Source organism: Paenibacillus flagellatus (assembly GCF_003217775.1).
GTDB classification, from domain to species: domain Bacteria; phylum Bacillota; class Bacilli; order Paenibacillales; family NBRC-103111; genus Paenibacillus_AB; species Paenibacillus_AB flagellatus.
Window position 1 is genome coordinate 13,285 of sequence record NZ_QJVJ01000022.1, and the last position, 25,686, is coordinate 38,970.

Sequence of the window (25,686 nt, forward strand, 5' to 3'; positions counted from 1 at the left end):
AGCGTCACCCGTTTCTCGCGGATTTGGTCAAAATCTCGAATCCGTCGGGAGTAATGGCGATCGTATGCTCGAAGTGAGCGCAGAGCGAACCGTCCACGGTTACGACCGTCCAATTATCCTCCAACGTCCTCACGTACCGTTCGCCGACGTTCACCATCGGTTCGATGGCGAGCACCATGCCCGGCTTCAACCGGGGTCCGCGGTCCGGCAGCCCGTAATTGGGGATCTGCGGTTCCTCATGCAAGTTTTGACCAATTCCGTGCCCCACATACTCGCGCACGATCGAAAAGCCTTCTTCCTCCACGCACGTCTGAATCGCATGCGAGATGGTAAACAGGCGGACATCCGCTTTCGCTTTCGCGAGTCCCGCATACAGCGCTCGCTCCGTCACGTCCAGCAGCTTGCGGGCCGTGTCCGAAACTTGGCCCACCGGATACGTCCAGGCGGAATCGCCGTGATATCCTTTGTACTTCGCGCCGATGTCGATGCTGATGATGTCGCCTTCCTTCAGCTTTCTGTCGCCGGGAAATCCGTGTACCAGTTCCTCGTTGACCGAAGCACAGATACTGGCAGGAAAACCGTTATAGCCTTTGAAAGATGGGGTAGCGCCCTGACTGTTGATATACGTTTCCGCGATGTGATCCAATTCCTTGGTTGTAATGCCAGGCTGAACCGCTTCGGCCATCAGCCGGTGCGTCTCGGCGACGATCCGGCCGGCTTCCCGCATAAGATCGAGTTCAGCTTCGGTCTTACAAATGATCATCAGGCTTGACCTCTCAGCAAAGAAGAAATCTCGGCCGTCACCGCATCGATATCTTGTTGGCCGTCCACTTCGCGAAGCAGCCCTTTGCCCGCGTAATACTCGAGCAGCGGAGCCGTCTTGTTCGTGTATTCGTCCAACCGGGTTCCTACCTTTTCCTCCGTATCGTCGGAGCGCTGGTACAGCTCGCCCGAGCATTTGTCGCAGACGTTGTCTACTTTGGGCGGATTGAACAGCACATGGTAGGTCGCGCCGCAAGATTTGCAGATGCGTCTTCCGGTCAACCGGCCGAGCAGCAGGTCGCGGTCGACTTTCAGGTTGATGACATGATCGATTCGTTTCCCCATCGAAGCCAACATCTCGTCAAGCGCCTCGGCTTGCGCGATCGTTCTCGGAAACCCGTCCAGCAAAAACCCGTTGTCGCAATCCGGTTTCTCGAGACGCTCTTTCACGATTCCGTTCGTAATCTCGTCGGGGACGAGAAGCCCTTGATCGACAAAGCTTTTGGCTTTGACGCCAAGCGCCGTTCCTTGGCTCATCGCGAGCCGGAAAGCGTCGCCCGTCGAGATATGCGGGACGCGGAATTCGTCGACGATCCGTTCGGCTTGCGTTCCTTTACCGGCTCCCGGAGGACCCATGAAAAGAATGTTCACTGTACGCACCCTCCCTGGATGTTTCCGCGGGCGAAAACGTCCTTCATGCGTGATTTGCAATCCGTTTATTTATTGATAAACCCTTTGTAGTGGCGTTTGATCAACTGGCTCTCGATTTGCTTCATCGTCTCCAGGGCGACGCCGATTACGATAAGCAGCGACGTGCCGCCGATCGTTACTTGTTGCGGAAGCCCCGCCAAGTTGGTGAAGAAGACGGGCAAAACCGAAATGAGCGCCAAGAAAATCGCGCCGGACAACGTAATGCGGGTCATGACTCGGGTCAAATAAGTGGCCGTCGTTTTACCCGGACGAATGCCCGGAATGTAACCGCCGTTTTTCTTCATTTGCTCCGCCATTTGGACCGGGTTGATTTGCACGAACGTATAGAAGTACGTGAAACCGACAATCAACAGGACATACAGCACCATGCCGAGCGCGGCGCTGTAAGAAAGGTTGTTGATGATCCAGTCCGCCACGACGTTACCGCGCCAGAACTGAGCGATCGTAGGCGGGAAGACGAGCAGCGACGAAGCGAAGATGACCGGGATTACGCCCGCCGCGTTGACTTTGAGCGGAATGTGCGTCGATTGACCGCCGTACATTTTGCGCCCGACAACGCGTTTCGTATATTGTACCGGAATTTTGCGTACGCCCTGCTGAACGAAGATGACGCCGACCACGATGGCCACGATGACGACCAAAATGATCACGACTTTCAAAATGTTCAGGAACAGGGTGCCCTCCGCCGACTCGGCAAACAGGTGCAAGTAAATCAAGTTGATGCCGTTCGGAATGGAGGCGATAATCCCGGCGAAAATGATGATCGAAATCCCGTTGCCGATGCCGTACTCGGTAATTTGCTCGCCGAGCCACATCAAGAAGGCGGTACCCGCCGTCAAGACGATCGCGATGAGCAAATACGTCGTGAATCCCGCATCGGTGACGAGCTGCATGCCGTAAAGCCGGTTAAAACCGAACGCGACGCTGTACGCCTGGATCAAGCCCAGGACGATCGTACCGTAACGCGTAATTTGCGCCAGCTTCTTCCGTCCGACTTCGCCTTCCTTCGCCCATTGCGCGAATCGGGGAATGACGTCCATCGACAACAGCTGCACGATGATGGAGGACGTGATGTACGGCATAATCCCGAGTGCGAAAATGGAGAATTGGAACAAGGCGCCGCCGGAGAACGTGTTCAGCAGGCCGAATACGCCGCCGCCGCTCGATTGATCGATGCTTTTCAGTATTTCCGTATCAATGTTCGGCACCGGAATAAAAGCGCCGATGCGGTACACGATCAGAATGAGGAGCGTGAATATAATTCTTCTCCTCAGATCTTGTACCTTCATGATGTTGGACAACGTCTTGAACATCAAATCACCTCGGTTTTACCGCCGGCAGCTTGGATCTTTTCGACGGCAGATTGAGAGAACTTATTCGCTTTTACTGTCAATTGTACAGTAAGCTCGCCGTTACCCAAAATCTTGATGCCGTCTTTCGGGTTTTTCACAACACCCGATTGCAAAAGCAGTTCCGGAGTGACTTCCGTTCCAGCCGAAAATTGATTCAATTCGCTCAGGTTGACGATCGCATATTCCGTACGGAAGCGATTGTTGAAACCGCGCTTCGGCAAACGACGGTACAGAGGGTTCTGTCCGCCTTCGAAGCCCGGGCGAACGCCGCCGCCGGAGCGTGCGTTTTGACCTTTGTGACCTTTACCTGAAGTTTTTCCGTTTCCGCTTCCGACCCCGCGACCCACACGGTTCCGCGTTTTCTTCGAACCCGGTGCAGGTGAAAGTTCGTGTAACTTCATCGGTGCACCTCCTATAGCAAGATTGTGAAACGAACTAGACGTTCGTCGAAATGGTCGTTTCTTACACTTCTTTAACTTCAACCAAATGGCTCACTTGGTTGATCATGCCGCGAATCGACGGCACGTCGTTATGAACGACCGTTTGGTGAAGCTTGCGCAAGCCGAGCGTTCTAACGGTGACGCGCTGGCTTTCCGGGCGGCCGATCAAGCTGCGCTTGAGGGTGATTTGCAATTGCTTCGACATCCGTTTCCCTCCTTAACCGAGAAGCTCTTCAACCGTTTTACCGCGAAGCTTCGCTACATCTTCAGCCCGCTTCAAACGTTGCAAACCTTCCAAAGTGGCATTGACCATGTTGATCGAGTTGGAAGATCCGAGCGATTTCGTCAAAATGTCGCCGACGCCGGCCAGTTCCAATACGGCGCGAACCGGACCGCCTGCGATAACTCCGGTACCTTTCGAAGCCGGCTTCAGAAGAACGCGGCCTGCCCCGAAATGACCGATAACCTGGTGAGGAATCGTCGTGCCGACGATCGGTACGTGAATGAGGTTTTTCTTCGCGTCCTCGATGCCTTTGCGGATCGCGTCCGGCACTTCGGCCGCTTTGCCGATGCCCGCGCCTACCCAGCCGTTGCCGTCGCCGACGACGACCAGTGCGCTGAAGCTGAACCGGCGTCCGCCTTTGACGACCTTCGCAACGCGGTTCAAGTTGACCAACTTCTCTTTCAGGTCCAATGTATTGGGATCTACACGCAAGTCGTTTACCTCCTTATTGAGAGATTTCGATTAAAACTCGAGCCCTGCTTCGCGGGCTGCGTCCGCAAGCGCCTGAACGCGGCCATGGTACAAGTATCCGCCGCGGTCGAAAACCACTTTGCTGATGCCTTTTTCTTTCGCGCGCTGCGCCACCAATGCGCCTACTTTTTGAGCCGCTTCGGTGTTGCCGCCGTTCTCGATTTGACCTTTCAGGTCTTTATCTTGAGTCGATGCGGAAGCAAGCGTTACGCCGTTCACGTCGTCGATCAATTGAGCGTACATGTGCTTGGAGGAACGGAAAATGTTCAGACGCGGACGTTCCTGGGTCCCTTGGATCTTTTTGCGTACGCGCAGATGTCTTTTTTGACGGGCTTTATTCTTATCGCCTTTGGTAATCATCGGGTGTTCACTCCTTCCCTTCTGCCAAGAAGCTCTATGCGGCTCCTTAGTGGATTAAGCGATCCTTATCGGCTGCTTACGCGGCCGGAAGCGGAATCTTACTTCTTCTTGCCGGCTTTGCCTTCCTTGCGGATGATGCGCTCGCCCTCGTACTTGATACCTTTGCCTTTGTATGGCTCCGGCTCGCGTACGGAACGAACTTTAGCAGCCGTTGCGCCGACGAGTTCCTTGTCGATGCCCTTCACGATAATTTTCGTGTTGGACGGTACGTCGAACTCGATTCCGTTCTCCGGTACGATTTCGACCGGATGCGAGTAGCCGACGTTCAAGACGAGCTTGTTACCGTTCTTGTTGGCGCGGTAGCCGACGCCGACGAGGTCGAGCGACTTCGAGAAGCCGTCCGTTACGCCGCTCACCATGTTGTTGATGACGCTGCGGGTCGTACCGTGCAAGGAACGGTGCAATTTGTTGTCGGAAGGACGTTCGACGTTGATGACGTTATCCTCGACGACGATTTTCATATCCTTATGAAGCTCGCGGCTCAGCGTCCCTTTCGGGCCTTTGACCGTGATGACCGTATTGTCAAGCGTTACATTAACCCCATTCGGGATCGTAATGGGTTTACGACCGATACGAGACATAGTTGCACCTCCATTCTTACGCGATGTGAATTACCAAACGTAGCAGATGACTTCGCCGCCGGATTTTGCCTGGCGAGCGTCTTTGTCGCTCATGACGCCTTTGGAAGTCGACAGGATGGCGATTCCGAGACCGCCGAGCACCTTCGGCACTTCCTGATTTTTGGCGTATACGCGCAGTCCCGGTTTGCTGATGCGTTTCAGGCCGGTGATGACGCGCTCCTGATTCGGGCCGTATTTCAGGAAAATACGGATAATCCCTTGTTTGTTGTCTTCGATATATTCGGCGTCGCGGATGAAGCCCTCTCTCTTCAAAATCTCGGCGATTTCTCTTTTGATTTTCGAAGCGGGAACCTCTACCGTTTCGTGACGAACGACGTTTGCATTGCGGATGCGTGTCAGCATATCTGCAATTGGATCTGACATAACCATTAGTTGCGAACCTCCTTCCCGAAGTGGGGTAATTACCAGCTTGCCTTTTTCACGCCAGGAATTTGACCTTTATAAGCCAATTCTCGGAAACAGATACGGCAAATTTTGAATTTGCGCAATACGGAATGCGGACGACCGCAGCGCTCGCAGCGAGTGTAAGCTTGAACTTTGAATTTCGGCTTCCGCTGCTGTTTGATCTTCATCGAAGTTTTTGCCACTGTTACACCTCCGAACCTCTCTTAAGATTTCCGATCTTATTTCACGAACGGCATCCCGAGTTGTTCCAACAGCTCGCGGGATTCTTCGTCCGTTTTGGCAGTCGTTACGATGACGATATCCATACCGCGCACTTTATCGACTTTGTCGTATTCGATCTCCGGGAAGATCAGCTGTTCCTTGATACCGAGCGTATAGTTGCCGCGTCCGTCGAAAGCTTTGTTCGATACGCCGCGGAAGTCGCGTACGCGAGGCAGCGCGATGTTGAACAGCTTGTCGAGGAAGTAGTACATCCGGTCGCCGCGCAGCGTTACTTTAACCCCGATCGGCATGTTTTCGCGGAGCTTGAAGCCGGCGATCGATTTTTTCGCACGAGTCACGACCGGCTTTTGACCGGCGATGATCTGCATGTCGTTCACGGCCGTATCGATGACTTTGGAGTTGCCTACCGCGTCGCCGACACCCATGTTGATAACGACTTTCTCGATTTTCGGAACTTGCATCACGGTCGTATAGTTAAACTTCTGCATCAGAGCAGGAGTAACTTCGTTCAGAAAACGGTCTTTCAATCTGGTTGCCATTAAGGATGGACCTCCTTTCTAAGCCAAATGATTAGTCGATCGCTTCGCCCGATTTTTTCGCGATGCGCACTTTCGTACCGTTATCCAGCACTTTGTAGCCTACGCGAGTCGGTTGACCGCTCTTCGGGTCGATCAGCATGACGTTCGAAACGTGAATCGGCGCTTCTTGGTTCAAGATGCCGCCTTGCGGGTTTTGCTGATTCGGCTTTTGGTGCTTCTTCACCATGTTCACGCCTTCGACGAGAACGCGATTCTCGCGAGGGTAAGCGGCGATGACGCGACCTTTTTTGCCTTTATCTTTGCCGGTAATGACCATTACCGTGTCGTCTTTTTTTACATGAAGCTTGTTGTTGTGGGACTCCAACAGCTTTTTCGTTTTCGGCATTCGTTACACCTCCCAGACTGACCCCGTAAGAAGCTCGTATTAGATAACTTCCGGAGCCAAGGATACGATTTTCATAAAGTCTTTATCGCGAAGCTCGCGGGCGACCGGGCCGAAAATACGCGTTCCGCGCGGGCTCTTGTCGTCCTTCACGATAACCGCCGCGTTCTCGTCAAACCGGATATAGGAACCGTCCTTACGACGGGTAGAGCGCTTCGTGCGTACGATAACCGCTTTGACTACGTCGCCTTTCTTGACAACGCCGCCTGGTGTTGCTTCTTTCACAGAGCAAATGATCAAATCCCCGATAGCGCCAACGCGTCGGCCGGTACCGCCAAGGACACGGATGCACATCAGTTGCTTGGCTCCGGAGTTGTCCGCGGACACCAATCGTGTAAATGGTTGGATCATTTGTAAGCCCTCCTTTCAAGTGTGTGCTGCTGACCGAATTATACGATAACCGCTTTTTCGACGACTTCCACGAGCCGGAACCGTTTGTCTTTCGACAGCGGGCGGGTCTCCATGATTTTGACCGTATCGCCAATTTTGGCTTCGTTGTTCTCGTCGTGCGCTTTGAACTTCTTCGTATATTTGATGCGTTTATGGTACAAGCTGTGCTTCTTGTAAGTCTCGACGGCGACGACGATCGTTTTGTCCATCTTGTCGCTCACGACTTTACCGATTTGCACTTTGCGTTCGTTGCGTTGTTCCATCGAATGCCCTCCTCTCTAAATTCGTCAGCTAATGCCGAGTTCTCTTTCGCGCAAAATGGTCTTCGCACGGGCGATCTCTTTGCGAAGCTCACGAAGTCGAATCGGATTGTCCAGTTGGCCCGTCGCCAATTGGAAACGGAGGTTGAACAGCTCTTCTTTGAAACCGGACACTTTTTGCTCGATTTCAGCAGTGGTCAAGTTGCGAAATTCACTGGCTTTCATTTGCTTCACCACCCACTTCTTCTCTCTTCACGAACTTCGTTTTGATCGGGAGCTTGTGGGACGCAAGACGCATAGCTTCGCGCGCGATTTCTTCGCTCACCCCGGCCAGCTCGAACAAAATTTTGCCGGGCTTCACAACCGCTACCCATTTCTCCACGTTACCTTTACCGCTACCCATCCGAACCTCGAGAGGCTTTTGCGTGATCGGCTTGGAAGGGAAAATTTTAATCCACACTTTACCGCCCCGCTTGATATAACGGGTCATCGCGATACGTGCCGCCTCGATTTGGCGGTTCGTAATCCAAGCCGGCTCAAGCGCCTGCAAACCGTATTCGCCGAAGGCTACGTCCGTGCCGCCCTTCGCGCGGCCTTTCATCTTACCGCGCTGCTCTTTGCGGTGCTTGACGCGTTTAGGCAACAACATGATCAGTTTCCTCCTTCCTGAACGTCCTTTTTCTTCGCTGCCGGAAGAACTTCGCCGCGATAGATCCAGACTTTAACGCCGATCCGTCCGTATGTCGTATGAGCTTCCGCCGTACCGTAGTCGATATCTGCGCGAAGCGTATGAAGCGGAACCGTTCCTTCGCTGTAGCTTTCGCTCCGTGCGATTTCCGCGCCGCCGAGACGACCGCTCACGCCGGTTTTGATCCCTTTTGCGCCGGCTCTCATCGTCCGTTGAATCGCTTGTTTCATCGCGCGGCGGAACGAAATGCGGCGTTCCAGCTGCTGAGCGATGCTTTCGGCGACCAGGATCGCGTCGAGCTCGGGGTTTTTGATTTCCGCAATGTTGATATGGACTTTTTTGCCCGACATTTTGGAAATGTAGTTGCGGATCACTTCCACTTCAGCGCCGCCCTTGCCGATAACCATGCCGGGCTTGGCCGTATGAATCGTAACGTTGACGCGGTTGGCCGCACGCTCGATGTCGATATGGGAAACAGCCGAGTCCTTCAGCTTGTTTTTCAAATATTCGCGGATTTTGACGTCTTCCATGAGAAGCGTACCGAATTCTTTATCGGCGTACCATTTGGACTCCCAGTCCCGGATAACGCCAATTCTCAGTCCGACTGGACTTACCTTTTGACCCACACGTTATCCCTCCTTATTTTTCAGATACCACCAAGGTGATGTGGCTGGTGCGTTTCAAGATTTTGAATGCGCGACCTTGGGAACGCGGACGGATCCGCTTCAAAGTCGGCCCTTGATTGACGTAAGCTTCCGACACGACCAATTTGTTCGCGTCGAGCGAATGGTTGTGCTCGGCGTTTGCGATAGCCGAATTCAGCAGCTTTTCCACGACCGGCGAAGCGGAGCGCGGCGTGTTGCGCAGAATGGCGATTGCGTCTCCCACTTGTTTGCCCCGGATCAAGTCGATTACGAGCCGAACTTTACGAGGAGCGATGCGAATGTGGTTCGCATGTGCCTTTGCTTGCATGGGGTGTACCTCCTCTCAAACATACGTGATTCTAAGATTAGCGCTTGCCCGTTTTCTTGTCGTCGTCGTGACCTTTATACGTACGAGTCGGCGCGAATTCGCCCAACTTGTGTCCGACCATGTCTTCCGTTACATAGACCGGAACGTGCTTTCTGCCGTCGTATACGGCGAAGGTGTGTCCGACGAACTGAGGGAAAATCGTCGAGCGGCGGGACCAGGTTTTGATTACCGTTTTCTTCTGTCCCAATGCTTCGACTTTTTTCATCAAGTGATCGTCCACAAAAGGTCCTTTTTTCAAACTGCGGCCCATTCGTAAATCCTCCTTTCATCCAACCTTCTCGGTGCCGCTCTTACTTCGTGCGGCGACGGACGATGTATTGGTTGGACGCTTTTTTCTTCTTGCGCGTTTTGTATCCGAGCGTAGGCTTGCCCCATGGCGACATCGGCGATTTGCGTCCGATCGGAGCGCGGCCTTCGCCACCGCCGTGCGGGTGGTCTACCGGGTTCATGACGACCCCGCGGACTACCGGGCGTTTGCCCAACCAGCGGTTACGGCCGGCTTTACCGATGTTGATCAGCTCGTGGTCTTCGTTGCCTACGGAACCGATCGTCGCGCGGCATACGCGAAGAATGCGGCGCATTTCGCCCGAGGACAGACGAACCGTTACGTAGTCGCCTTCTTTACCGAGCAATTGAGCTTCCGTACCGGCTGCGCGAACCAACTGGCCGCCTTTGCCCGGCTTCAGCTCGATGTTGTGGATAACGGAACCGACCGGGATGTTCTCCAGCGGAAGCGCGTTGCCGATACGAATGTCTGCGTTCGGACCCGAATGGATCGTGTCGCCGACCTTCAAGCCTTTCGGCGCGAGGATGTAACGCTTTTCGCCGTCCGCATAATGGATCAGCGCGATGTTCGCCGTACGGTTCGGATCGTACTCGATAGTTGCAACGCGGCCCGGAACGCCGTCCTTGTTGCGCTTGAAGTCGATGATCCGGTACTTGCGCTTATGTCCGCCGCCTTGGTGACGAACCGTAATTTTACCTTGGTTGTTGCGGCCTGCTTTGACGTGCAGCGGAGCCAGCAACGATTTCTCCGGTTGCGAAGCGGTAATCTCCGCGAACGCATTGACCGTCATTTGCCGTTTCGACGGCGATGTCGGTTTAAACGATTTGATTGGCACTTTGTTTCCCTCCTTGCCCCGTTAAATTAAACCGTCTCGAAAAATTCCAACGGCTTGCTGTCTTTGCTCAGCGTCACGAACGCTTTTTTCCATTCGGACGTATATCCGGAGTAACGGCCGTAACGCTTCGGTTTGGCCGGAACGATCATCGTGTTCACTTTGTCGACTTTCGTCTTGAAAATTTCTTGAACCGCCAACTTGATCTCGGTCTTGTTCGCGCGCTTGTCGACCTCGAACACGTACGTGTTGGCACCCATCAAGTCGCTGGATTTCTCAGAAATGATCGGGCGCTTGATAATATCGCGTGGGTTCTTCATTACGCAAGCACCTCCTCTACTTTCTGAACTGCTTCCTTCGTGATGATCAGCTTGTCGTGCGCGAGCACGTCAAGTACGTTGATTCCTTCGGCGGAAACGAATTTCACGCCCGGAATGTTCCGCGTCGACAACGCGACGTTATCGTCATAGCTTCCCGTTACGACGAGAGCTTTGCGCTCTACTTTCAAGTTGCCCAGGATTGCGGCAAACTCTTTCGTTTTCGGTTGGCTGAGAGCCAATTGATCCAGTACGATAATTTCGCTATCGATCACTTTCGACGAAAGCGCCGATTTGATCGCAAGACGACGAACTTTTTTCGGCAGCTTGAAGCCATAGCTGCGAGGAGTCGGTCCGAATACGACGCCGCCGCCCTTCCATTGCGGAGAACGGATGCTGCCTTGACGAGCGCGGCCCGTACCTTTTTGTTTCCAAGGCTTGCGGCCGCCGCCGCGAACTTCCGAACGGCCTTTCGTTTTGTGCGTGCCGAGACGCTGAGACGCTTGCTGAAGGACGACTGCGGAATGAACGACGTGCTTGTTCGGCTCGATCCCGAATACCGCGTCCGCCAGTTCGACTTCGCCTACTTGCGCTCCGCTCACGTTATACAGTGCTACTTTTGGCATGGGTGTTCCTCCTTTCTCGCTACCTTATTGCTTTACGGTCGACTTGACGCTGACGTAGCTGTTTTTCGGTCCCGGAATGGAGCCTTTCACCAGAAGTACGTTGCGTTCGGAATCGACTTTCACGATTTGCAATTTTTGAATCGTAACCGTTTCGTTGCCGAGACGGCCTGCGTTCTTTTTGCCTTTCGGCACTTTGTTACTCGTACGGATGACGGCGAGAGAGCCGGCACCGCGATGATATTTCGAGCCGTGAGACATCGGTCCGCGGGAATAGCCCCAACGTTTGATCGCACCGGCCGTACCTTTACCTTTGGAAGTACCCGTTACGTCAACATATTCGCCTTCGGCGAAGAGATCGGCTTTCAACTCTTGGCCCACTTCGAACTCGCCAAGGTTCACTCCGCGAATCTCTTTAATGTAGCGCTTAGGTGCGGCATTGGCTTTTTTCGCATGGCCAATCGCAGGTTTGGTTGCGTTCTTTTCTTTCTTGTCGTCGAAGCCGATTTGGATCGCTTCGTACCCATCGTTTTCCTGGTCCTTCTTTTGAAGAACGACGCAAGGTCCCGCCTGAATAACCGTTACCGGAACTACGGTACCGTCAGCGGCAAACACCTGAGTCATACCCAGTTTTTTTCCTAAGATACCTTTCATGTTGACACCTCTTTTCTTTTACGTATGCGTATTACAGTTTGATTTCGATATCTACACCGGACGGCAGATCCAAGCGCATCAAAGCATCGACCGTTTGCGGAGTCGGATTCACGATGTCGATCAGACGCTTATGCGTGCGCATTTCGAACTGCTCCCTGGAATCCTTGTACTTGTGCACCGCGCGCAAAATCGTAATGATTTGCTTTTCCGTCGGCAGCGGGATCGGACCGGACACACCTGCACCGGAACGTTTCGCCGTTTCGACGATTTTCTCTGCGGATTGATCGAGCACTCTGTGATCGTATGCCTTCAAGCGGATACGAATCTTTTGCTTTGCCATATTGTTCCCTCCTTTTATCGCCCAATTTGAGTATCGGACATACTCCGTGAAAATCTCCTGACGCCCTGCCATGGCAAAGGGGCCGGGTGTGTCAGCAACCTCTCACATCATCGCAACGTCACAGACCAACGTTCAATATTGTACAACAAATAAGGAAGGAAAGCAAGAACATATCGCTATATTAACGTAACATGTTTAATTTGAAACTTTTTTCACAAAAATAAGTCGTCTATTCTGGGTAACAAATAATAAGTCAGGGAATAAGCAACAAACGATACTATTAGTGCGATCACAATGGAGTACGCTTTATACTTTGACGATAGGGAGTAAGTAGTAATGGAGGAGGTGATAAACGCTACAAAAAATAAAATAAATGAAGGCAATGTCATCATATTTTTTCCACTCCTATCATTTTCTTCGCAACCATTTCATTATACAACCCGCCGCGCCACTTTACGTATCTAAACTTTCGAGATATGTTTAATTGCTGTTTCGGCATTTTATTGAGTGACTTACCTCTTAATTATTGCCATACATTTTAAAATATAATAAGAGAGGTTCCCCTCTCTTATTATACGTGCTATTTTCATTACATCTTAAGGAGTCCAATAGGTAGGCGCATCGCTTGTGGCTGTAAATACACTTGGAGAGCTTGACCAACTTAAGGATATTCCCCATGGCTGGATTGCAACTCCAGATAAAGTCCCATTTGTCCACGAATGATCAAATTGCGGCTTTATTTCATATGTTTCTCCAACCTCTGTTACTCTAAAATAAGTCGCTAACACACCGTCATCCCAGTTATAGTCAAGGCCATCCTGTGGAAATGAGGCTCCCCGATATGTTATTGTATCTTGTCCTACAAACGATACTCCCTGAGCGGTTGAAGCTGAAGGCTGCGTTTTCGTTTCTGTTATCGAATCATTGGCATTCCAGAGCCGCAAATAATGGGACCCAACATTTCTCAATTTACTCACATCGCTGTTAGTAAAATAAAGACCAAATTGATCGAATGCACCGATATCATCTGTCTTATACATGAGATCGCAACACCACCATTCTTTGTCTTGCCTCCAATACTTTTTCCCGCTGGAGTCAACTTTCCAAGCGAATGCCGTATCTATCCTCCAAGCACCTGTTTGGGTATCCCATGATATAGATGGTCGTGTCACGACAACGTTTTCAGGTTGTGTGTACTCAACACAGAGATGTCACAAACACTTAATTCTTGGCACTTCCAAGCTTTTTGAACTTGTCTCCTCCTTTCGCCTGTACATATTATATAATAAACCCAAATTTTTCAAATAGTTATATTTACTATTTTGTAATTATTAAATTTATCTTGGTATTCAGTATTTCCGGAACATGCAAAACCACAAAAAGAAGGTCCCCGGCGTGTTCCGCCGAGGACCGTTTCTTCTATTATAATGTAGCTTCGCGAGCGAAGGCTCGCATCCGCTTACTTCGTGATCGTTACAACCGCGCCGGATCCTACGGTCCGTCCGCCTTCGCGGATCGAGAAGCGAGTTCCTTCTTCGATAGCGATCGGAGCGATCAGCTCAACCGTAACGGTGATGTTGTCGCCCGGCATAACCATTTCCGTACCTTCCGGCAGGTTGATGATGCCCGTAACGTCAGTCGTCCGGAAGTAGAACTGCGGACGGTAGCCCGTGAAGAAAGGCTTATGACGGCCGCCTTCTTCTTTGGTCAGGACGTATACTTGAGCGGAGAAGTTCGTGTGCGGTTTAACCGAACCCGGCTTCGCCAAAACTTGGCCGCGCTCGATGTCTTTACGGTCAACGCCGCGGAGCAATGCGCCGATGTTGTCGCCCGCTTGTGCGGAGTCGAGCAGCTTACGGAACATTTCAACGCCCGTAACGACCGATTTGCGAGTTTCTTCGGCCAGACCGATGATTTCGATCTCGTCGCCGACTTTAACCGTACCGCGCTCTACGCGACCCGTAGCAACCGTACCGCGGCCCGTGATCGTGAACACGTCCTCGACAGGCATAAGGAACGGCTTGTCGGTGTCACGTTGCGGAGTCGGGATGTACGTGTCGATTTGCTCGAACAGCTCGACGATCTTGTCGGCCCAAGGACCGTTCGGATCTTCGAGAGCCGGACGTGCAGCGCCGCGGATGATCGGCGTGTCGTCGCCCGGAAATTCGTATTCGTTGAGCAGGTCGCGAACTTCCATTTCAACGAGCTCGAGCAGCTCTTCGTCTTCAACCATGTCGCATTTGTTCAAGAATACGACGATGTAAGGAACGCCTACGTTACGGGAGAGCAGGATGTGCTCGCGCGTTTGCGGCATAGGACCGTCAGCAGCGGATACGACGAGGATCGCGCCGTCCATTTGAGCTGCGCCGGTGATCATGTTTTTAACGTAGTCGGCGTGTCCCGGGCAGTCTACGTGAGCGTAGTGGCGGTTCGGCGTTTCGTATTCGACGTGAGCCGTCGAAATCGTAATGCCGCGCTCGCGCTCTTCCGGAGCTTTGTCGATTTGGTCGAACGCTACGGCGTTACCACCGTATTTTTTCGCCAAAACGGTCGTGATGGCCGCCGTCAAAGTCGTTTTACCGTGGTCGACGTGACCGATGGTACCGATGTTAACGTGCGGCTTGTTGCGTTCAAATTTCGCTTTTGCCATGACAACAATTCCTCCTTAAATAAGAGATTATGATTATGCGCCCTTGTTCTTTGCAATAATTTCTTCTGCAATGCTCTTAGGCACTTCTTCATAATGGGAAATTTCCATCGAGTAAACGCCGCGACCTTGCGTACGCGAACGAAGCGTCGTGGAATAGCCGAACATCTCGGCGAGCGGTACTTTCGCACGGATGATTTGAGCGCCTGCGCGGGAATCCATACCTTCGATACGGCCGCGGCGGGAGTTCAAGTCGCCCATGACGTCGCCCATATACTCGTCCGGAACGGTAACTTCCACTTTCATGATCGGCTCGAGAATAGCCGGGTTACACTTGTCCTTCGCCGCTTTAAGCGCCATCGAACCCGCGATTTTAAACGCCATTTCACTGGAGTCGACATCGTGGTACGATCCGTCTACGATCGTAGCTTTCAGGTCCACGAGCGGATATCCGGCGAGAACGCCGTTTTTCATCGATTCTTCGATACCGGCTTGAACGGCAGGGATGTACTCTCTCGGTACTACGCCGCCGACGATTTTGTTCTCGAACTGGAAGCCCGTTCCCGGTTCGAGCGGCTCGAACTCGATCCATACGTGACCGTATTGACCGCGGCCGCCGGACTGGCGCACGAATTTCCCTTCGACTTTCGCCGGGGAGCGGAACGTTTCGCGATAAGCGACTTGCGGCTTACCGACGTTCGTTTCGACTTTAAACTCGCGAAGCATGCGGTCGACGATAATTTCCAAGTGGAGCTCGCCCATACCTTGGATAATCGTTTGGCCCGTTTCTTCGTCGGTGTAGTAACGGAAAGTCGGATCTTCTTCCGCCAATTTGGAGAGGGCGACGCCCATCTTGTCTTGGTCGGCTTTCGTTTTCGGTTCGACGGCGATGTCGATAACCGGATCCGGGAAGTTCATCGACTCCAGAATAACCGGATGCTTCTCGTCGCACAGCGTGTCGCCGGTGATCGTATCCTTCAAGCCTACGGCAGCCGCGATGTCGCCAGCGTATACTTCGCTGATTTCTTGACGGCTGTTCGCATGCATTTGGAGAATACGGCCGATACGCTCGCGCTTGCCCTTCGTCGCATTCAGTACGTACGAGCCGGACTGAAGTACGCCGGAGTAAACGCGGAAGAACGTCAGCTTACCGACATACGGGTCCGTTGCAATTTTGAACGCCAAAGCCGAGAACGGCTCCGTGTCGCTCGATTTGCGGCTGACTTCCGTACCGTCTTCAAGCGTACCGCGGATATCCGGTACGTCGATCGGAGCCGGCAAGTAGTCGATGACGGCGTCCAGCATGAGCTGAACCCCTTTATTCTTATAAGACGAACCGCAAATGACCGGGAAGATTTTCACTTCGCACACGCCTTTGCGCAGAGCGGCTTTGATTTCCGGAATGGAGATTTCTTCTCCTTCCAAATACTTCATCGTCAGCTCTTCGTCCAGTTCCGCTACTTTCTCGATCAGCTCGGTGCGGAGCTCCGCAACCTTCGCTTGGAACTCGGCCGGAACTTCGACTTTCTCGATGTCCTTGCCGAGGTCGTCCTTGTAGATGTACGCCACTTGCTCGACCAGGTCGATGATGCCTTTGAAATCGGCTTCGGCGCCGATCGGCAGCTGAATGGCGACTGCGTTTGCTTTCAACCGATCGCGCATTTGGTCAATAACGCCAAGGAAGTCGGCGCCGATGATGTCCATCTTATTGACGTACGCGATCCGCGGAACGCCGTAGCGATCCGCTTGTCTCCAGACGGTTTCCGATTGCGGCTCAACGCCTTCTTTCGCGCTGAATACGCCAACCGCTCCGTCAAGAACACGCAGGGAACGTTCGACTTCGACCGTGAAGTCTACGTGTCCTGGCGTATCGATAATGTTGACCCGGTGGTTGTTCCACTGGCAAGTCGTAGCGGCGGACGTAATCGTGATTCCGCGCTCCTGCTCTTGCTCCATCCAGTCCATCGTCGCCGCACCTTCGTGCACTTCGCCGATTTTGTGGGTACGGCCTGTGTAAAACAGAATCCGTTCGGTCGTGGTCGTTTTGCCGGCATCGATATGCGCCATAATCCCGATGTTGCGTGTCTTTTCCAAGGAGAACTCTCTTGCCATACGACCGTCTCCTTTCGAGCTGTCTGTGTGGGTTATGTAGAAAGACTTCTTCAAGAAGTCTTTCTATCGATTTCCTACCAGCGATAATGAGCGAATGCTTTGTTGGCTTCCGCCATTTTGTGCGTGTCTTCACGCTTCTTGACCGACGCTCCGGTGTTGTTGCTGGCATCCAAAATTTCGGCGGCCAGACGCTCTTCCATCGTTTTCTCGCCGCGAAGACGAGAATAGTGGACCAACCAACGGAGACCAAGCGCCGTACGGCGCTCCGGCTTGACTTCAACCGGAACCTGATAGTTCGAACCGCCCACGCGGCGAGCTTTGACTTCGAGCACCGGCATGATGTTCTTGATCGCTTGCTCGAACACTTCCATCGGCTCTTTGCCGGAACGGTCCTTGATCAGATTGAACGAGTTGTACAGAATCGTTTGAGCGACTCCGCGCTTCCCATCGATCATGATTCGGTTGATAAGTCGGGTAACGAGTTTGCTGTTGTAAATCGGATCCGGCAGTACGTCTCTTTTCGGTACGGGACCTTTACGAGGCATAGTTATCCCCCTTTCTTGCAAAATTCATTCCATAATTTGTTCCGATATTCATCATAACCCAATCGGCGATTACGATTTTTTCGCTTTCGGACGTTTCGTTCCGTACTTGGAACGAGCTTGCATCCGGTTGTTCACGCCGGACGTATCCAATGCGCCGCGAACGATGTGGTAACGTACACCCGGAAGGTCTTTGACCCGGCCGCCGCGGATCAGCACGACGCTGTGCTCCTGCAGGTTGTGGCCGATACCCGGAATGTAAGCCGTCACCTCAACTTTGTTGCTCAAGCGTACACGGGCATATTTCCGAAGCGCGGAGTTCGGCTTCTTCGGAGTCATTGTGCCTACACGAGTGCAGACGCCGCGTTTTTGCGGAGCGCTGATGTCGGTTTGTTCCCGCGACAGGGCGTTGTACCCTTTTTGCAGAGCCGGGGATTTCGACTTGGTGATTTTCGCCTTACGGCCTTTGCGTACCAATTGGTTAATAGTTGGCATGTCGCCACCTCCTTCCCCTCGTTTTGCGTTTCAAGCCCACAGATCCAGGTGGTTCGCGTTTTTGCAAACGAAATGTTCTTGCCGCGCGCATTCCGCCGTATTCATGCGAGACGCACGCGACAAAAACAGGATTGCTCCGCGACGGACGATCCGGCTGCCCTTCGGCTGCCGGTCGCACCATCACGGCACTCAGTCATTCGTTTACCGCTGCGGCCATGGCCGCACCCACTTCGATTCCGCAAGCTTTGCCAAGCTGCTTCATCGAATCGACATATGTCACTTGAACCCCCATCTTCTTGCAGAGGCTCACGATCTTGGCCGTTACTCTCGGATCTGCATCTTTCGCGACAAATACTTCGGCAGCCTTACCGAGCTCTACCATCTTTGTCGTTTGCTTGGTGCCTATCGTAATCTTCTCCGCCTGCTTCACTTTATCGTAAGACATCGTGACGTTCCTCCAAAAGGACAGCAGTGAAAATAGAGCTTCGGCACACACTTTGATAGTTTAGCATTTTGAAAATGTCGTGTCAAGAACGAAACCTTAGGACTCGACAGCGACCGTTTCTTTGAATTCTTCCTCGGAATCGGTCTCTACCGCGTTCGGATCGTACACCCGAATGTTCCGGTAACGCGACATGCCCGTACCGGCCGGAATGAGCTTCCCGATAATGACGTTCTCTTTCAAGCCGAGCAGCTGGTCCACTTTTCCTTTGATCGCCGCATCGGTCAGGACGCGGGTCGTCTCTTGGAACGATGCCGCGGACAAGAACGAGTCGGTCTCGAGCGACGCCTTCGTAATCCCGAGCAGAACCGGCTTCGCGACGGCGGGCTCTTTGCCCGAGAACAGCGCTTGGCGGTTCGCCTCTTCGTACTCGTGCATATCGACGAACGATCCCGGCAGCAGCGTCGTGTTGCCGCTGTCGACGATGCGGATTTTGCGCAGCATCTGGCGGATCATGACTTCGATATGCTTGTCGTTGATCTCAACGCCTTGGTTCCGGTACACGCGCTGTACTTCTTGCAAAATGTAATTTTGCACGCCGCGAATGCCCTTGATGCGCAGCATTTCTTTCGGGTCGATGGAGCCTTCGGTCAGCTCGTCGCCCGCTTCGACCTGCTGGCCGACCGCTACGCGGATGCGGGAACCGTACGTGACCGCGTACGTCTTCGATTCGGCTTCGCCCTCGATCTCGATTTCGCGGCGGTCCTTGCCCTCGCGAATGTCTTTGACCGTACCGTCGATTTCGGAAATCGTCGCTTGGCCCTTCGGATTGCGCGCTTCGAACAGCTCCTGGATCCGCGGCAAACCTTGGGTAATATCGTCGCCCGCAACGCCCCCGGTATGGAACGTACGCATCGTGAGCTGCGTTCCCGGCTCGCCGATCGATTGCGCGGCGATAATGCCGACGGCTTCGCCGATCTCGACATGCGTGCCCGTCGCCAGGTTACGCCCGTAGCATTTTTTGCAGACGCCGTGGCGCGTGCGGCAGCTGAGTACGGAGCGGATCTGGATTTTTTCGATGCCGGCCGCGATGATGGCGTCCGCCTTCGTCGAATCGATCAGCTCGTTGCGACCGACGATAATTTCTTTCGTCTCCGGATGGCGAACCGTTTCGAACGAATAGCGTCCTTCGATGCGGTCGTACAAATCCTCGATAACCTCTTTGCCGTCCTGAATCTTGCTGACGATGAACCCTTTATCCGTGCCGCAGTCGTCCTCGCGGACGATGACGTCTTGCGCGACGTCGACGAGACGACGGGTCAGGTAGCCGGAGTCGGCCGTCCGAAGCGCCGTATCCGCCAAGCCTTTCCGGGCGCCGTGCGTCGAGATGAAGTATTCCAAGACGGTCAAGCCTTCGCGGAAGTTCGATTTGATCGGCAATTCGTAGATCCGGCCCGACGGCGTGGCCATGAGGCCCCGCATGCCGCCCAGCTGCGTAATCTGCGATTTGTTACCCCGCGCTTTCGATTCGACCATCATGTTGATCGAATTGAACTTGTCGAGCGACTTCATCAGAACGTCGGTAATGCGGTCTTTCGCTTCGCTCCAGATGGAGATGACGCGGTCGTACCGCTCGTCGTCGGTAATAAGACCGCGACGATATTGCTGCATGACGACTCTAACTTTTTCTTCCGACTCGCGGAGAACGACTTCCTTCTCCTGCGGCACGATAACGTCGGCGACGGCGACGGTAATGCCCGCACGCGTCGAATACGTAAAGCCGTTTTGCTTGATTTTGTCCAAAATAACGGACGTCTCCATCGTATGGTAACGGCGGAAGCATTCCCCGATAATCGTACCGAGGTAGTCTTTGCCCACCGCACCGCGGGATGGCAGGCTGCGAAGAATCTCCTGGACGTTGGCGCCTTTCTCCGAAATGAAATATTCGTCCGGCGTGCCGTTGAACAGGTTGTTCTTCGTCGCTTCGTTAATATACGGGAAGTCGGCCGGGAAAATCTCGTTGAAAATGATTTTGCCGACGGTCGTGACAAGCAGCGAGTTTTGCTGCTTCTCGGTAAAGCTCGTTTTGCCGAGCGCTCTGGCCGGAATGGCCACACGCGCGTGAAGCGACGCGGCTCCGCGATGGTAAGCCGAAACCGCTTCGTGGACGTTGCGGAAAATGGTGCCCGTACCGGGAGCCTCCACGTTGTCCATCGTCAAGTAGAAGCTGCCGAGAACCATGTCCTGCGAAGGCGTAACGACCGGCTTGCCGTCCTTCGGGTTCAGGATGTTGCCGGAGGCGAGCATCAGGATGCGCGCTTCCGCTTGCGCTTCCGCGGAGAGCGGAACGTGAACGGCCATCTGGTCGCCGTCGAAGTCGGCGTTGTACGCCGTACAGACGAGCGGGTGCAGCTTGATCGCGCGGCCTTCCACGAGAATCGGCTCGAACGCCTGGATACCGAGACGGTGAAGCGTAGGGGCGCGGTTCAGCAAAACCGGATGCTCCTTGATCACTTCTTCGAGAACGTCCCATACTTCCGGGCTGATCCGTTCGACTTTGCGCTTCGCGCTTTTGATATTATGGGCAAGCCCTTTATTGACGAGCTCCTTCATGACGAACGGCTTGAACAGCTCGAGCGCCATTTCCTTCGGGAGACCGCACTGGTACATTTTCAAGCTCGGACCGACGACGATAACGGAACGTCCGGAATAGTCGACGCGTTTGCCGAGCAGGTTTTGCCGGAAGCGGCCCTGCTTGCCCTTCAGCATATGGCTGAGCGACTTCAGCGGGCGGTTGCCCGGACCCGTAACCGGACGTCCGCGGCGGCCGTTGTCGATGAGCGCGTCGACGGCTTCCTGCAGCATCCGCTTCTCGTTCTGTACGATAATATCCGGTGCGCCGAGGTCGAGCAAACGCTTCAGCCGGTTGTTCCGGTTGATGACGCGGCGGTACAGGTCGTTCAAGTCCGACGTCGCGAAGCGTCCGCCGTCCAGCTGAACCATCGGGCGAAGCTCCGGCGGGATGACGGGAAGAACGTCGAGCACCATCCATTCCGGCTCGTTGCCGGAATTGCGGAACGCCTCCATTACTTCCACGCGCTTGATCGCGCGATTGCGGCGCTGGCCTTGGGCGGTGCGAAGCTCTTCCTTCAGCGCATCGACTTCCTTGTCGATGTCGATGTCCTGCAGAAGCTTCTTCACCGCTTCGGCGCCCATGCCCGCTTGGAACGCGTAGCCGTACTTCTCGCGGTAGCTGCGGTATTCTTTTTCGGACAACAGCTGCTTTTTCTCAAGCGGCGTATCGCCCGGATCGGTTACGACATAAGATGCGAAGTAGATAATCTCCTCGAGCGAACGCGGAGACATGTCAAGCGCCAAGCCCATCCGGCTCGGAATGCCCTTGAAGTACCAAATATGCGAAACCGGCGCGGCCAGCTCGATATGGCCCATCCGCTCGCGGCGCACTTTCGCGCGGGTTACTTCGACGCCGCATCGATCGCAGACGACGCCTTTGTAGCGGACGCGCTTGTACTTGCCGCAATGGCATTCCCAGTCTTTCGTCGGGCCGAATATTTTCTCGCAGAACAAGCCTTCTTTTTCCGGCTTCAAGGTCCGGTAGTTGATCGTTTCCGGCTTCTTGACTTCCCCGCGGGACCAGGAACGGATTTTATCGGGCGAAGCGAGACCGATCTTCATATACTCGAAATTGTTTACGTCCAACAAGGAGCAACCCTCCTCCAGTGTATACTGCGTCAGCGTTGCCGCCGGATCATTCCATGCCGACTTCGGCGCCTTCGAGGTTGAGATTGAGCTTGTCGCCGGACACGTCGTCCTCGTCGTCCAGCTCCTTCATCTCGATTTCCTCTTCGTTCTCCGACAAAATCTTGACGTCCATGCCTAAGCTTTGCAGCTCTTTGATCAAAACCTTGAACGATTCCGGAACACCCGGCTCCGGCACGTTCTCGCCCTTGACGATCGATTCGTATGTCTTGACGCGTCCGACGACGTCGTCCGATTTGACCGTAAGAATTTCCTGCAGCGTATAAGCGGCGCCGTACGCTTCCAGCGCCCACACTTCCATCTCCCCGAAACGCTGGCCGCCGAACTGGGCTTTACCGCCGAGAGGCTGCTGCGTAACGAGCGAGTACGGACCGGTGGAGCGCGCATGGATTTTGTCGTCGACCATGTGCGCCAGCTTGATCATGTACATGACGCCGACCGTCACTTCGCGTTCGAACGGCTCGCCCGTACGTCCGTCGTACAGAATCGTCTTGCCGTTGCGCTGCATGCCGGCTTCTTCCATCGTGTCGAACACGTCGTCCTCGCGCGCGCCGTCGAATACCGGCGTAGCGGTATGGATGCCGAGCTTGAGGGCGGCCATGCCGAGATGGACCTCGAGCACCTGGCCGATGTTCATCCGCGACGGAACGCCGAGCGGGTTAAGCACGACTTGAACCGGCGTGCCGTCCGGCATGAACGGCATGTCTTCCTCCGGCAAAATGCGGGCGATAACCCCTTTGTTGCCATGGCGACCGGCCATCTTGTCGCCTTCGGATATTTTACGTTTTTGGGCAATATAAACGCGAACGAGTTGATTGACTCCCGGCGGGAGTTCGTCTCCGTTCTCGCGGGTGAACACTTTGACGTCGACGACGATCCCGTCCGTACCGTGCGGTACGCGAAGCGACGTGTCGCGGACTTCGCGGGCTTTCTCGCCGAAGATGGCGTGGAGCAGCCGCTCTTCCGCCGTCAGCTCGGTTACGCCCTTCGGCGTCACTTTACCGACGAGGATGTCGCCTGCCGCGATTTCCGCACCGACGCGAATGATGCCGCGCTCGTCAAGATTGCGGAGCGCGTCTTCGCCGACGTTCGGAATGTCGCGCGTAATTTCTTCAGGCCCGAGCTTCGTATCGCGGGCTTCGGACTCGTATTCCTCGATATGGATCGACGTGTAGACGTCTTCCTTGACGAGCTTCTCGCTGAGCAGGATCGCATCCTCGTAGTTGTAGCCTTCCCACGTCATGAACGCGACGACGACGTTGCGGCCGAGCGCGAGCTCGCCCATCTCGGTCGAAGGACCGTCGGCGAGGATGTCGCCGACCCGGACTTCCTGTCCTTTGCGGACGATCGGCCGTTGGTTGATACATGTTCCTTGGTTGGAACGAATAAACTTATGAAGTCTGTGCTTGATCAGATCGCCTTCCACGAGACGACCGTCGACCAATTGGCGGCGGCGTACCCAAACCTCGTTCGCCGATACGCGCTCCACGACCCCGTCATGCTTGCTAACGACGCATACCCCGGAATCTTTGGCGCTCTTGTGCTCCATCCCCGTGCCGACGAGCGGCGATTTCGGGATGAGCAGCGGAACGGCTTGCCGCTGCATGTTCGATCCCATGAGCGCGCGGTTCGAGTCGTCGTTCTCGAGGAACGGGATGAGCGCCGTCGCGACCGAAACGACCTGTTTTGGCGAAACGTCCATATAGTCGACGCGCTCTTTTTGCAGCGTCAAAATATCGTCCTTGTAGCGCACGATGACGGAATCGTTGGCAAACGTGCCGTCTTCGTTCAACTCGGCGTTCGCCTGGGCGATGACATAGTTGTCTTCCTCGTCCGCGGTCAAGTACGCGATCTGGTCCGTCACCTGCCCCGTCTTCGGATCGACCCAGCGGTACGGCGCTTCGATAAAGCCGTATTCGTTAATGCGGGCGAACGAGGACAGCGAGTTGATCAAGCCGATGTTCGGACCCTCCGGCGTCTCGATCGGACACATCCGACCGTAGTGGGAGTGGTGAACGTCGCGCACTTCCATGCCGGCGCGCTCGCGCGTCAGACCGCCCGGTCCGAGCGCGGACAGACGGCGCTTGTGCGTCAGCTCGGCAAGCGGGTTCGTCTGGTCCATGAACTGCGACAGCTGGGAGCTTCCGAAAAACTCCTTGATCGAAGCGATCACGGGACGGATGTTGATCAACGCTTGAGGCGTGATGACGTTGGCGTCCTGAATCGACATCCGCTCGCGCACGACGCGTTCCATCCGGGACAAGCCGATACGGAACTGGTTCTGCAGCAATTCGCCTACCGAACGCAGTCTCCGGTTGCCCAAGTGGTCGATATCGTCCGTGCTGCCGATGCCGTGCAGCAGGTTGATGAAGTAGTTGATCGACGAAATGATATCCGCCGGGGTAATGTTCTTGACCGATTTATCGATGATCCCGTTGGAAATGACTTTGACGACTTTGCCCTCTTCCAGCGGGGAATAGACGTTGATCGCCTGCATCGGGATGCGATCGGCATCCAAAACGCCGTTGCTGACGCCGTATTCGACGAAGCCGACGTTTTTCTCCAGATACGGCAGCACTTCGTCCAACAGACGGCGGTCGAGCATTTGCCCGGCTTCGGCGATAATTTCGCCCGTTTCGGGATTGACCAGCGTTTCCGCCAGCCGTTGGTTGAACAGCCGGTTTTTGATGTGCAGCTTCTTGTTGATTTTATAACGGCCGACGTTCGCGAGGTCGTAACGCTTCGGATCGAAGAAGCGAGCGATCAGCAAGCTCTTCGCGTTGTCCAGCGTAGGCGGCTCGCCCGGACGAAGACGCTCGTAAATCTCGATGAGCGCTTTTTCGGTCGTGTCGGTGTTGTCTTTGTCGAGCGTGTTGCGAATATATTCATCGTCGCCGAGCAGATCGATAATCTCCGCATCGGTTCCGAAGCCGAGCGCGCGAAGAAGCACGGTCACGGGAATTTTCCGCGTCCGGTCGATGCGCACATAGATGATGTCCTTCGCGTCCGTCTCCAGCTCGAGCCAAGCGCCCCGGTTCGGAATGACGGTAGCGGTGTAACTTTTTTTGCCGTTTTTGTCGATTTTTGTGCTAAAATAAACACTGGGGGAACGAACGAGCTGACTGACGATAACCCGTTCGGCACCGTTAATAATAAAGGTACCGGTATCCGTCATAAGCGGGAAGTCGCCCATGAAAACTTCCTGTTCCTTCACTTCACCGGTTTCTTTATTGATTAAACGAACCTTGACACGCAGCGGAGCAGCGTACGTTACATCACGTTCCTTCGATTCATCGACGGAATATTTCGGCTCGCCCAAGCTGTAATCGATGAATTCGAGCACCAGGTTGCCCGTGAAATCCTGAATCGGCGAAATATCTTGGAACATTTCGCGCAATCCTTCGTCCAAAAACCATTGGTACGATTTTTGTTGGATTTCGATCAGGTTCGGGACTTCCAGCACCTCGTTAATTCGTGCGTACGTTCTGCGATTGCGACGTCCGTATTGAACAGTATGACCCGCCAACTTTCCTTCACCCCTCACATCGACTTCGAAAA

At 54.1% G+C, this 25,686-nt stretch carries 32 protein-coding genes; all 32 read right to left on the reverse strand.

Annotated elements, in window-relative coordinates; all coding sequences use genetic code 11:
• Positions 1–4 precede the first annotated feature (4 nt).
• Entirely contained in the window at positions 5–763 is a 759-nt protein-coding gene (gene map / locus DLM86_RS30570; protein ID WP_110843850.1) for a type I methionyl aminopeptidase, read from the reverse strand.
• A complete protein-coding gene (locus DLM86_RS30575; protein ID WP_110843851.1) occupies positions 763–1,413 on the reverse strand; it encodes an adenylate kinase in 651 nt (216 codons plus the stop codon). The genes map and DLM86_RS30575 overlap by 1 nt, the downstream gene beginning before the upstream one ends.
• A gap of 65 nt (positions 1,414–1,478) precedes the next feature.
• Positions 1,479–2,786: a preprotein translocase subunit SecY gene (gene secY / locus DLM86_RS30580; protein ID WP_110843852.1), complete on the reverse strand. Its 1,308-nt coding sequence runs from the start codon at positions 2,784–2,786 to the stop codon at positions 1,479–1,481.
• On the reverse strand, positions 2,786–3,226 hold the full coding sequence (gene rplO, locus DLM86_RS30585; RefSeq protein WP_110843853.1) for a 50S ribosomal protein L15: 441 nt from the start codon (positions 3,224–3,226) through the stop codon (positions 2,786–2,788). The genes secY and rplO overlap by 1 nt, the downstream gene beginning before the upstream one ends.
• A 61-nt stretch (positions 3,227–3,287) precedes the next feature.
• Entirely contained in the window at positions 3,288–3,470 is a 183-nt protein-coding gene (gene rpmD / locus DLM86_RS30590; protein ID WP_110843854.1) for a 50S ribosomal protein L30, read from the reverse strand.
• 12 nt (positions 3,471–3,482) lie between these two features.
• A complete protein-coding gene (rpsE, locus tag DLM86_RS30595) occupies positions 3,483–3,980 on the reverse strand; it encodes a 30S ribosomal protein S5 (protein ID WP_110843856.1) in 498 nt (165 codons plus the stop codon).
• Between the two features lie 30 nt (positions 3,981–4,010).
• Entirely contained in the window at positions 4,011–4,379 is a 369-nt protein-coding gene (rplR, locus tag DLM86_RS30600) for a 50S ribosomal protein L18 (RefSeq protein WP_110843858.1), read from the reverse strand.
• Between the two features lie 98 nt (positions 4,380–4,477).
• On the reverse strand, positions 4,478–5,020 hold the full coding sequence (gene rplF / locus DLM86_RS30605) for a 50S ribosomal protein L6 (RefSeq protein WP_110843860.1): 543 nt from the start codon (positions 5,018–5,020) through the stop codon (positions 4,478–4,480).
• Between the two features lie 30 nt (positions 5,021–5,050).
• The gene (gene rpsH, locus DLM86_RS30610) at positions 5,051–5,449 is read right to left on the reverse strand and encodes a 30S ribosomal protein S8 (RefSeq protein ID WP_110843862.1); all 399 of its coding nucleotides are present in this window, start codon (positions 5,447–5,449) and stop codon (positions 5,051–5,053) included.
• Between the two features lie 32 nt (positions 5,450–5,481).
• On the reverse strand, positions 5,482–5,667 hold the full coding sequence (locus tag DLM86_RS30615; protein WP_110843864.1) for a type Z 30S ribosomal protein S14: 186 nt from the start codon (positions 5,665–5,667) through the stop codon (positions 5,482–5,484).
• A gap of 36 nt (positions 5,668–5,703) precedes the next feature.
• The gene (rplE, locus tag DLM86_RS30620; protein ID WP_110843866.1) at positions 5,704–6,246 is read right to left on the reverse strand and encodes a 50S ribosomal protein L5; all 543 of its coding nucleotides are present in this window, start codon (positions 6,244–6,246) and stop codon (positions 5,704–5,706) included.
• Between the two features lie 31 nt (positions 6,247–6,277).
• Positions 6,278–6,631, reverse strand: a complete 354-nt coding sequence (rplX, locus tag DLM86_RS30625; protein WP_110843868.1) for a 50S ribosomal protein L24 — start codon at positions 6,629–6,631, stop codon at positions 6,278–6,280.
• A gap of 39 nt (positions 6,632–6,670) precedes the next feature.
• Positions 6,671–7,039 (reverse strand): 50S ribosomal protein L14, encoded by a 369-nt coding sequence (gene rplN, locus DLM86_RS30630; protein WP_110843870.1) that lies wholly within the window; start codon positions 7,037–7,039, stop codon positions 6,671–6,673.
• Positions 7,040–7,077: 38 nt separating this feature from the next.
• Positions 7,078–7,341: a 30S ribosomal protein S17 gene (gene rpsQ, locus DLM86_RS30635; RefSeq protein ID WP_110843872.1), complete on the reverse strand. Its 264-nt coding sequence runs from the start codon at positions 7,339–7,341 to the stop codon at positions 7,078–7,080.
• A 24-nt stretch (positions 7,342–7,365) separates the two neighbouring features.
• Positions 7,366–7,563, reverse strand: a complete 198-nt coding sequence (gene rpmC / locus DLM86_RS30640) for a 50S ribosomal protein L29 (RefSeq protein WP_110843874.1) — start codon at positions 7,561–7,563, stop codon at positions 7,366–7,368.
• Positions 7,550–7,987, reverse strand: a complete 438-nt coding sequence (rplP, locus tag DLM86_RS30645; RefSeq protein ID WP_110843876.1) for a 50S ribosomal protein L16 — start codon at positions 7,985–7,987, stop codon at positions 7,550–7,552. Before rplP ends, rpmC begins: the two co-directional genes overlap by 14 nt.
• Before the next feature lie 2 nt (positions 7,988–7,989).
• On the reverse strand, positions 7,990–8,652 hold the full coding sequence (rpsC, locus tag DLM86_RS30650; protein WP_110843878.1) for a 30S ribosomal protein S3: 663 nt from the start codon (positions 8,650–8,652) through the stop codon (positions 7,990–7,992).
• Between the two features lie 13 nt (positions 8,653–8,665).
• Positions 8,666–8,998 (reverse strand): 50S ribosomal protein L22, encoded by a 333-nt coding sequence (gene rplV, locus DLM86_RS30655; protein ID WP_110843880.1) that lies wholly within the window; start codon positions 8,996–8,998, stop codon positions 8,666–8,668.
• A 37-nt stretch (positions 8,999–9,035) separates the two neighbouring features.
• Positions 9,036–9,308, reverse strand: coding sequence for a 30S ribosomal protein S19 (gene rpsS, locus DLM86_RS30660; protein WP_110843882.1), 273 nt, complete (start codon positions 9,306–9,308; stop codon positions 9,036–9,038).
• A 40-nt stretch (positions 9,309–9,348) separates the two neighbouring features.
• Entirely contained in the window at positions 9,349–10,179 is an 831-nt protein-coding gene (gene rplB, locus DLM86_RS30665; protein ID WP_110843884.1) for a 50S ribosomal protein L2, read from the reverse strand.
• Between the two features lie 26 nt (positions 10,180–10,205).
• On the reverse strand, positions 10,206–10,496 hold the full coding sequence (gene rplW, locus DLM86_RS30670; RefSeq protein WP_110843886.1) for a 50S ribosomal protein L23: 291 nt from the start codon (positions 10,494–10,496) through the stop codon (positions 10,206–10,208).
• Positions 10,496–11,119 (reverse strand): 50S ribosomal protein L4, encoded by a 624-nt coding sequence (gene rplD, locus DLM86_RS30675; protein ID WP_110843888.1) that lies wholly within the window; start codon positions 11,117–11,119, stop codon positions 10,496–10,498. Before rplD ends, rplW begins: the two co-directional genes overlap by 1 nt.
• 24 nt (positions 11,120–11,143) lie before the next feature.
• Positions 11,144–11,770 carry a 50S ribosomal protein L3 gene (gene rplC / locus DLM86_RS30680; RefSeq protein ID WP_110843890.1) on the reverse strand — a complete coding sequence of 209 codons (627 nt, stop codon included), beginning with the start codon at positions 11,768–11,770 and terminating at the stop codon, positions 11,144–11,146.
• A 31-nt stretch (positions 11,771–11,801) separates the two neighbouring features.
• Entirely contained in the window at positions 11,802–12,110 is a 309-nt protein-coding gene (gene rpsJ, locus DLM86_RS30685; protein ID WP_006212922.1) for a 30S ribosomal protein S10, read from the reverse strand.
• A 596-nt stretch (positions 12,111–12,706) separates the two neighbouring features.
• Positions 12,707–13,150 (reverse strand): hypothetical protein, encoded by a 444-nt coding sequence (locus tag DLM86_RS31875; RefSeq protein WP_146250332.1) that lies wholly within the window; start codon positions 13,148–13,150, stop codon positions 12,707–12,709.
• A gap of 419 nt (positions 13,151–13,569) precedes the next feature.
• On the reverse strand, positions 13,570–14,760 hold the full coding sequence (gene tuf / locus DLM86_RS30690) for an elongation factor Tu (RefSeq protein ID WP_110843892.1): 1,191 nt from the start codon (positions 14,758–14,760) through the stop codon (positions 13,570–13,572).
• A 33-nt stretch (positions 14,761–14,793) separates the two neighbouring features.
• Positions 14,794–16,869 carry an elongation factor G gene (gene fusA, locus DLM86_RS30695; protein WP_110843894.1) on the reverse strand — a complete coding sequence of 692 codons (2,076 nt, stop codon included), beginning with the start codon at positions 16,867–16,869 and terminating at the stop codon, positions 14,794–14,796.
• Positions 16,870–16,943: 74 nt separating this feature from the next.
• Positions 16,944–17,414, reverse strand: a complete 471-nt coding sequence (gene rpsG, locus DLM86_RS30700) for a 30S ribosomal protein S7 (RefSeq protein ID WP_110843896.1) — start codon at positions 17,412–17,414, stop codon at positions 16,944–16,946.
• Between the two features lie 69 nt (positions 17,415–17,483).
• Entirely contained in the window at positions 17,484–17,906 is a 423-nt protein-coding gene (gene rpsL / locus DLM86_RS30705) for a 30S ribosomal protein S12 (protein ID WP_110843898.1), read from the reverse strand.
• A 193-nt stretch (positions 17,907–18,099) separates the two neighbouring features.
• Positions 18,100–18,351, reverse strand: coding sequence for a 50S ribosomal protein L7ae-like protein (locus DLM86_RS30710; protein ID WP_110843900.1), 252 nt, complete (start codon positions 18,349–18,351; stop codon positions 18,100–18,102).
• 96 nt (positions 18,352–18,447) lie between these two features.
• On the reverse strand, positions 18,448–22,071 hold the full coding sequence (rpoC, locus tag DLM86_RS30715) for a DNA-directed RNA polymerase subunit beta' (protein ID WP_110843902.1): 3,624 nt from the start codon (positions 22,069–22,071) through the stop codon (positions 18,448–18,450).
• Positions 22,072–22,117: 46 nt separating this feature from the next.
• Positions 22,118–25,672: a DNA-directed RNA polymerase subunit beta gene (gene rpoB / locus DLM86_RS30720; protein ID WP_211326612.1), complete on the reverse strand. Its 3,555-nt coding sequence runs from the start codon at positions 25,670–25,672 to the stop codon at positions 22,118–22,120.
• Positions 25,673–25,686 lie beyond the last annotated feature (14 nt).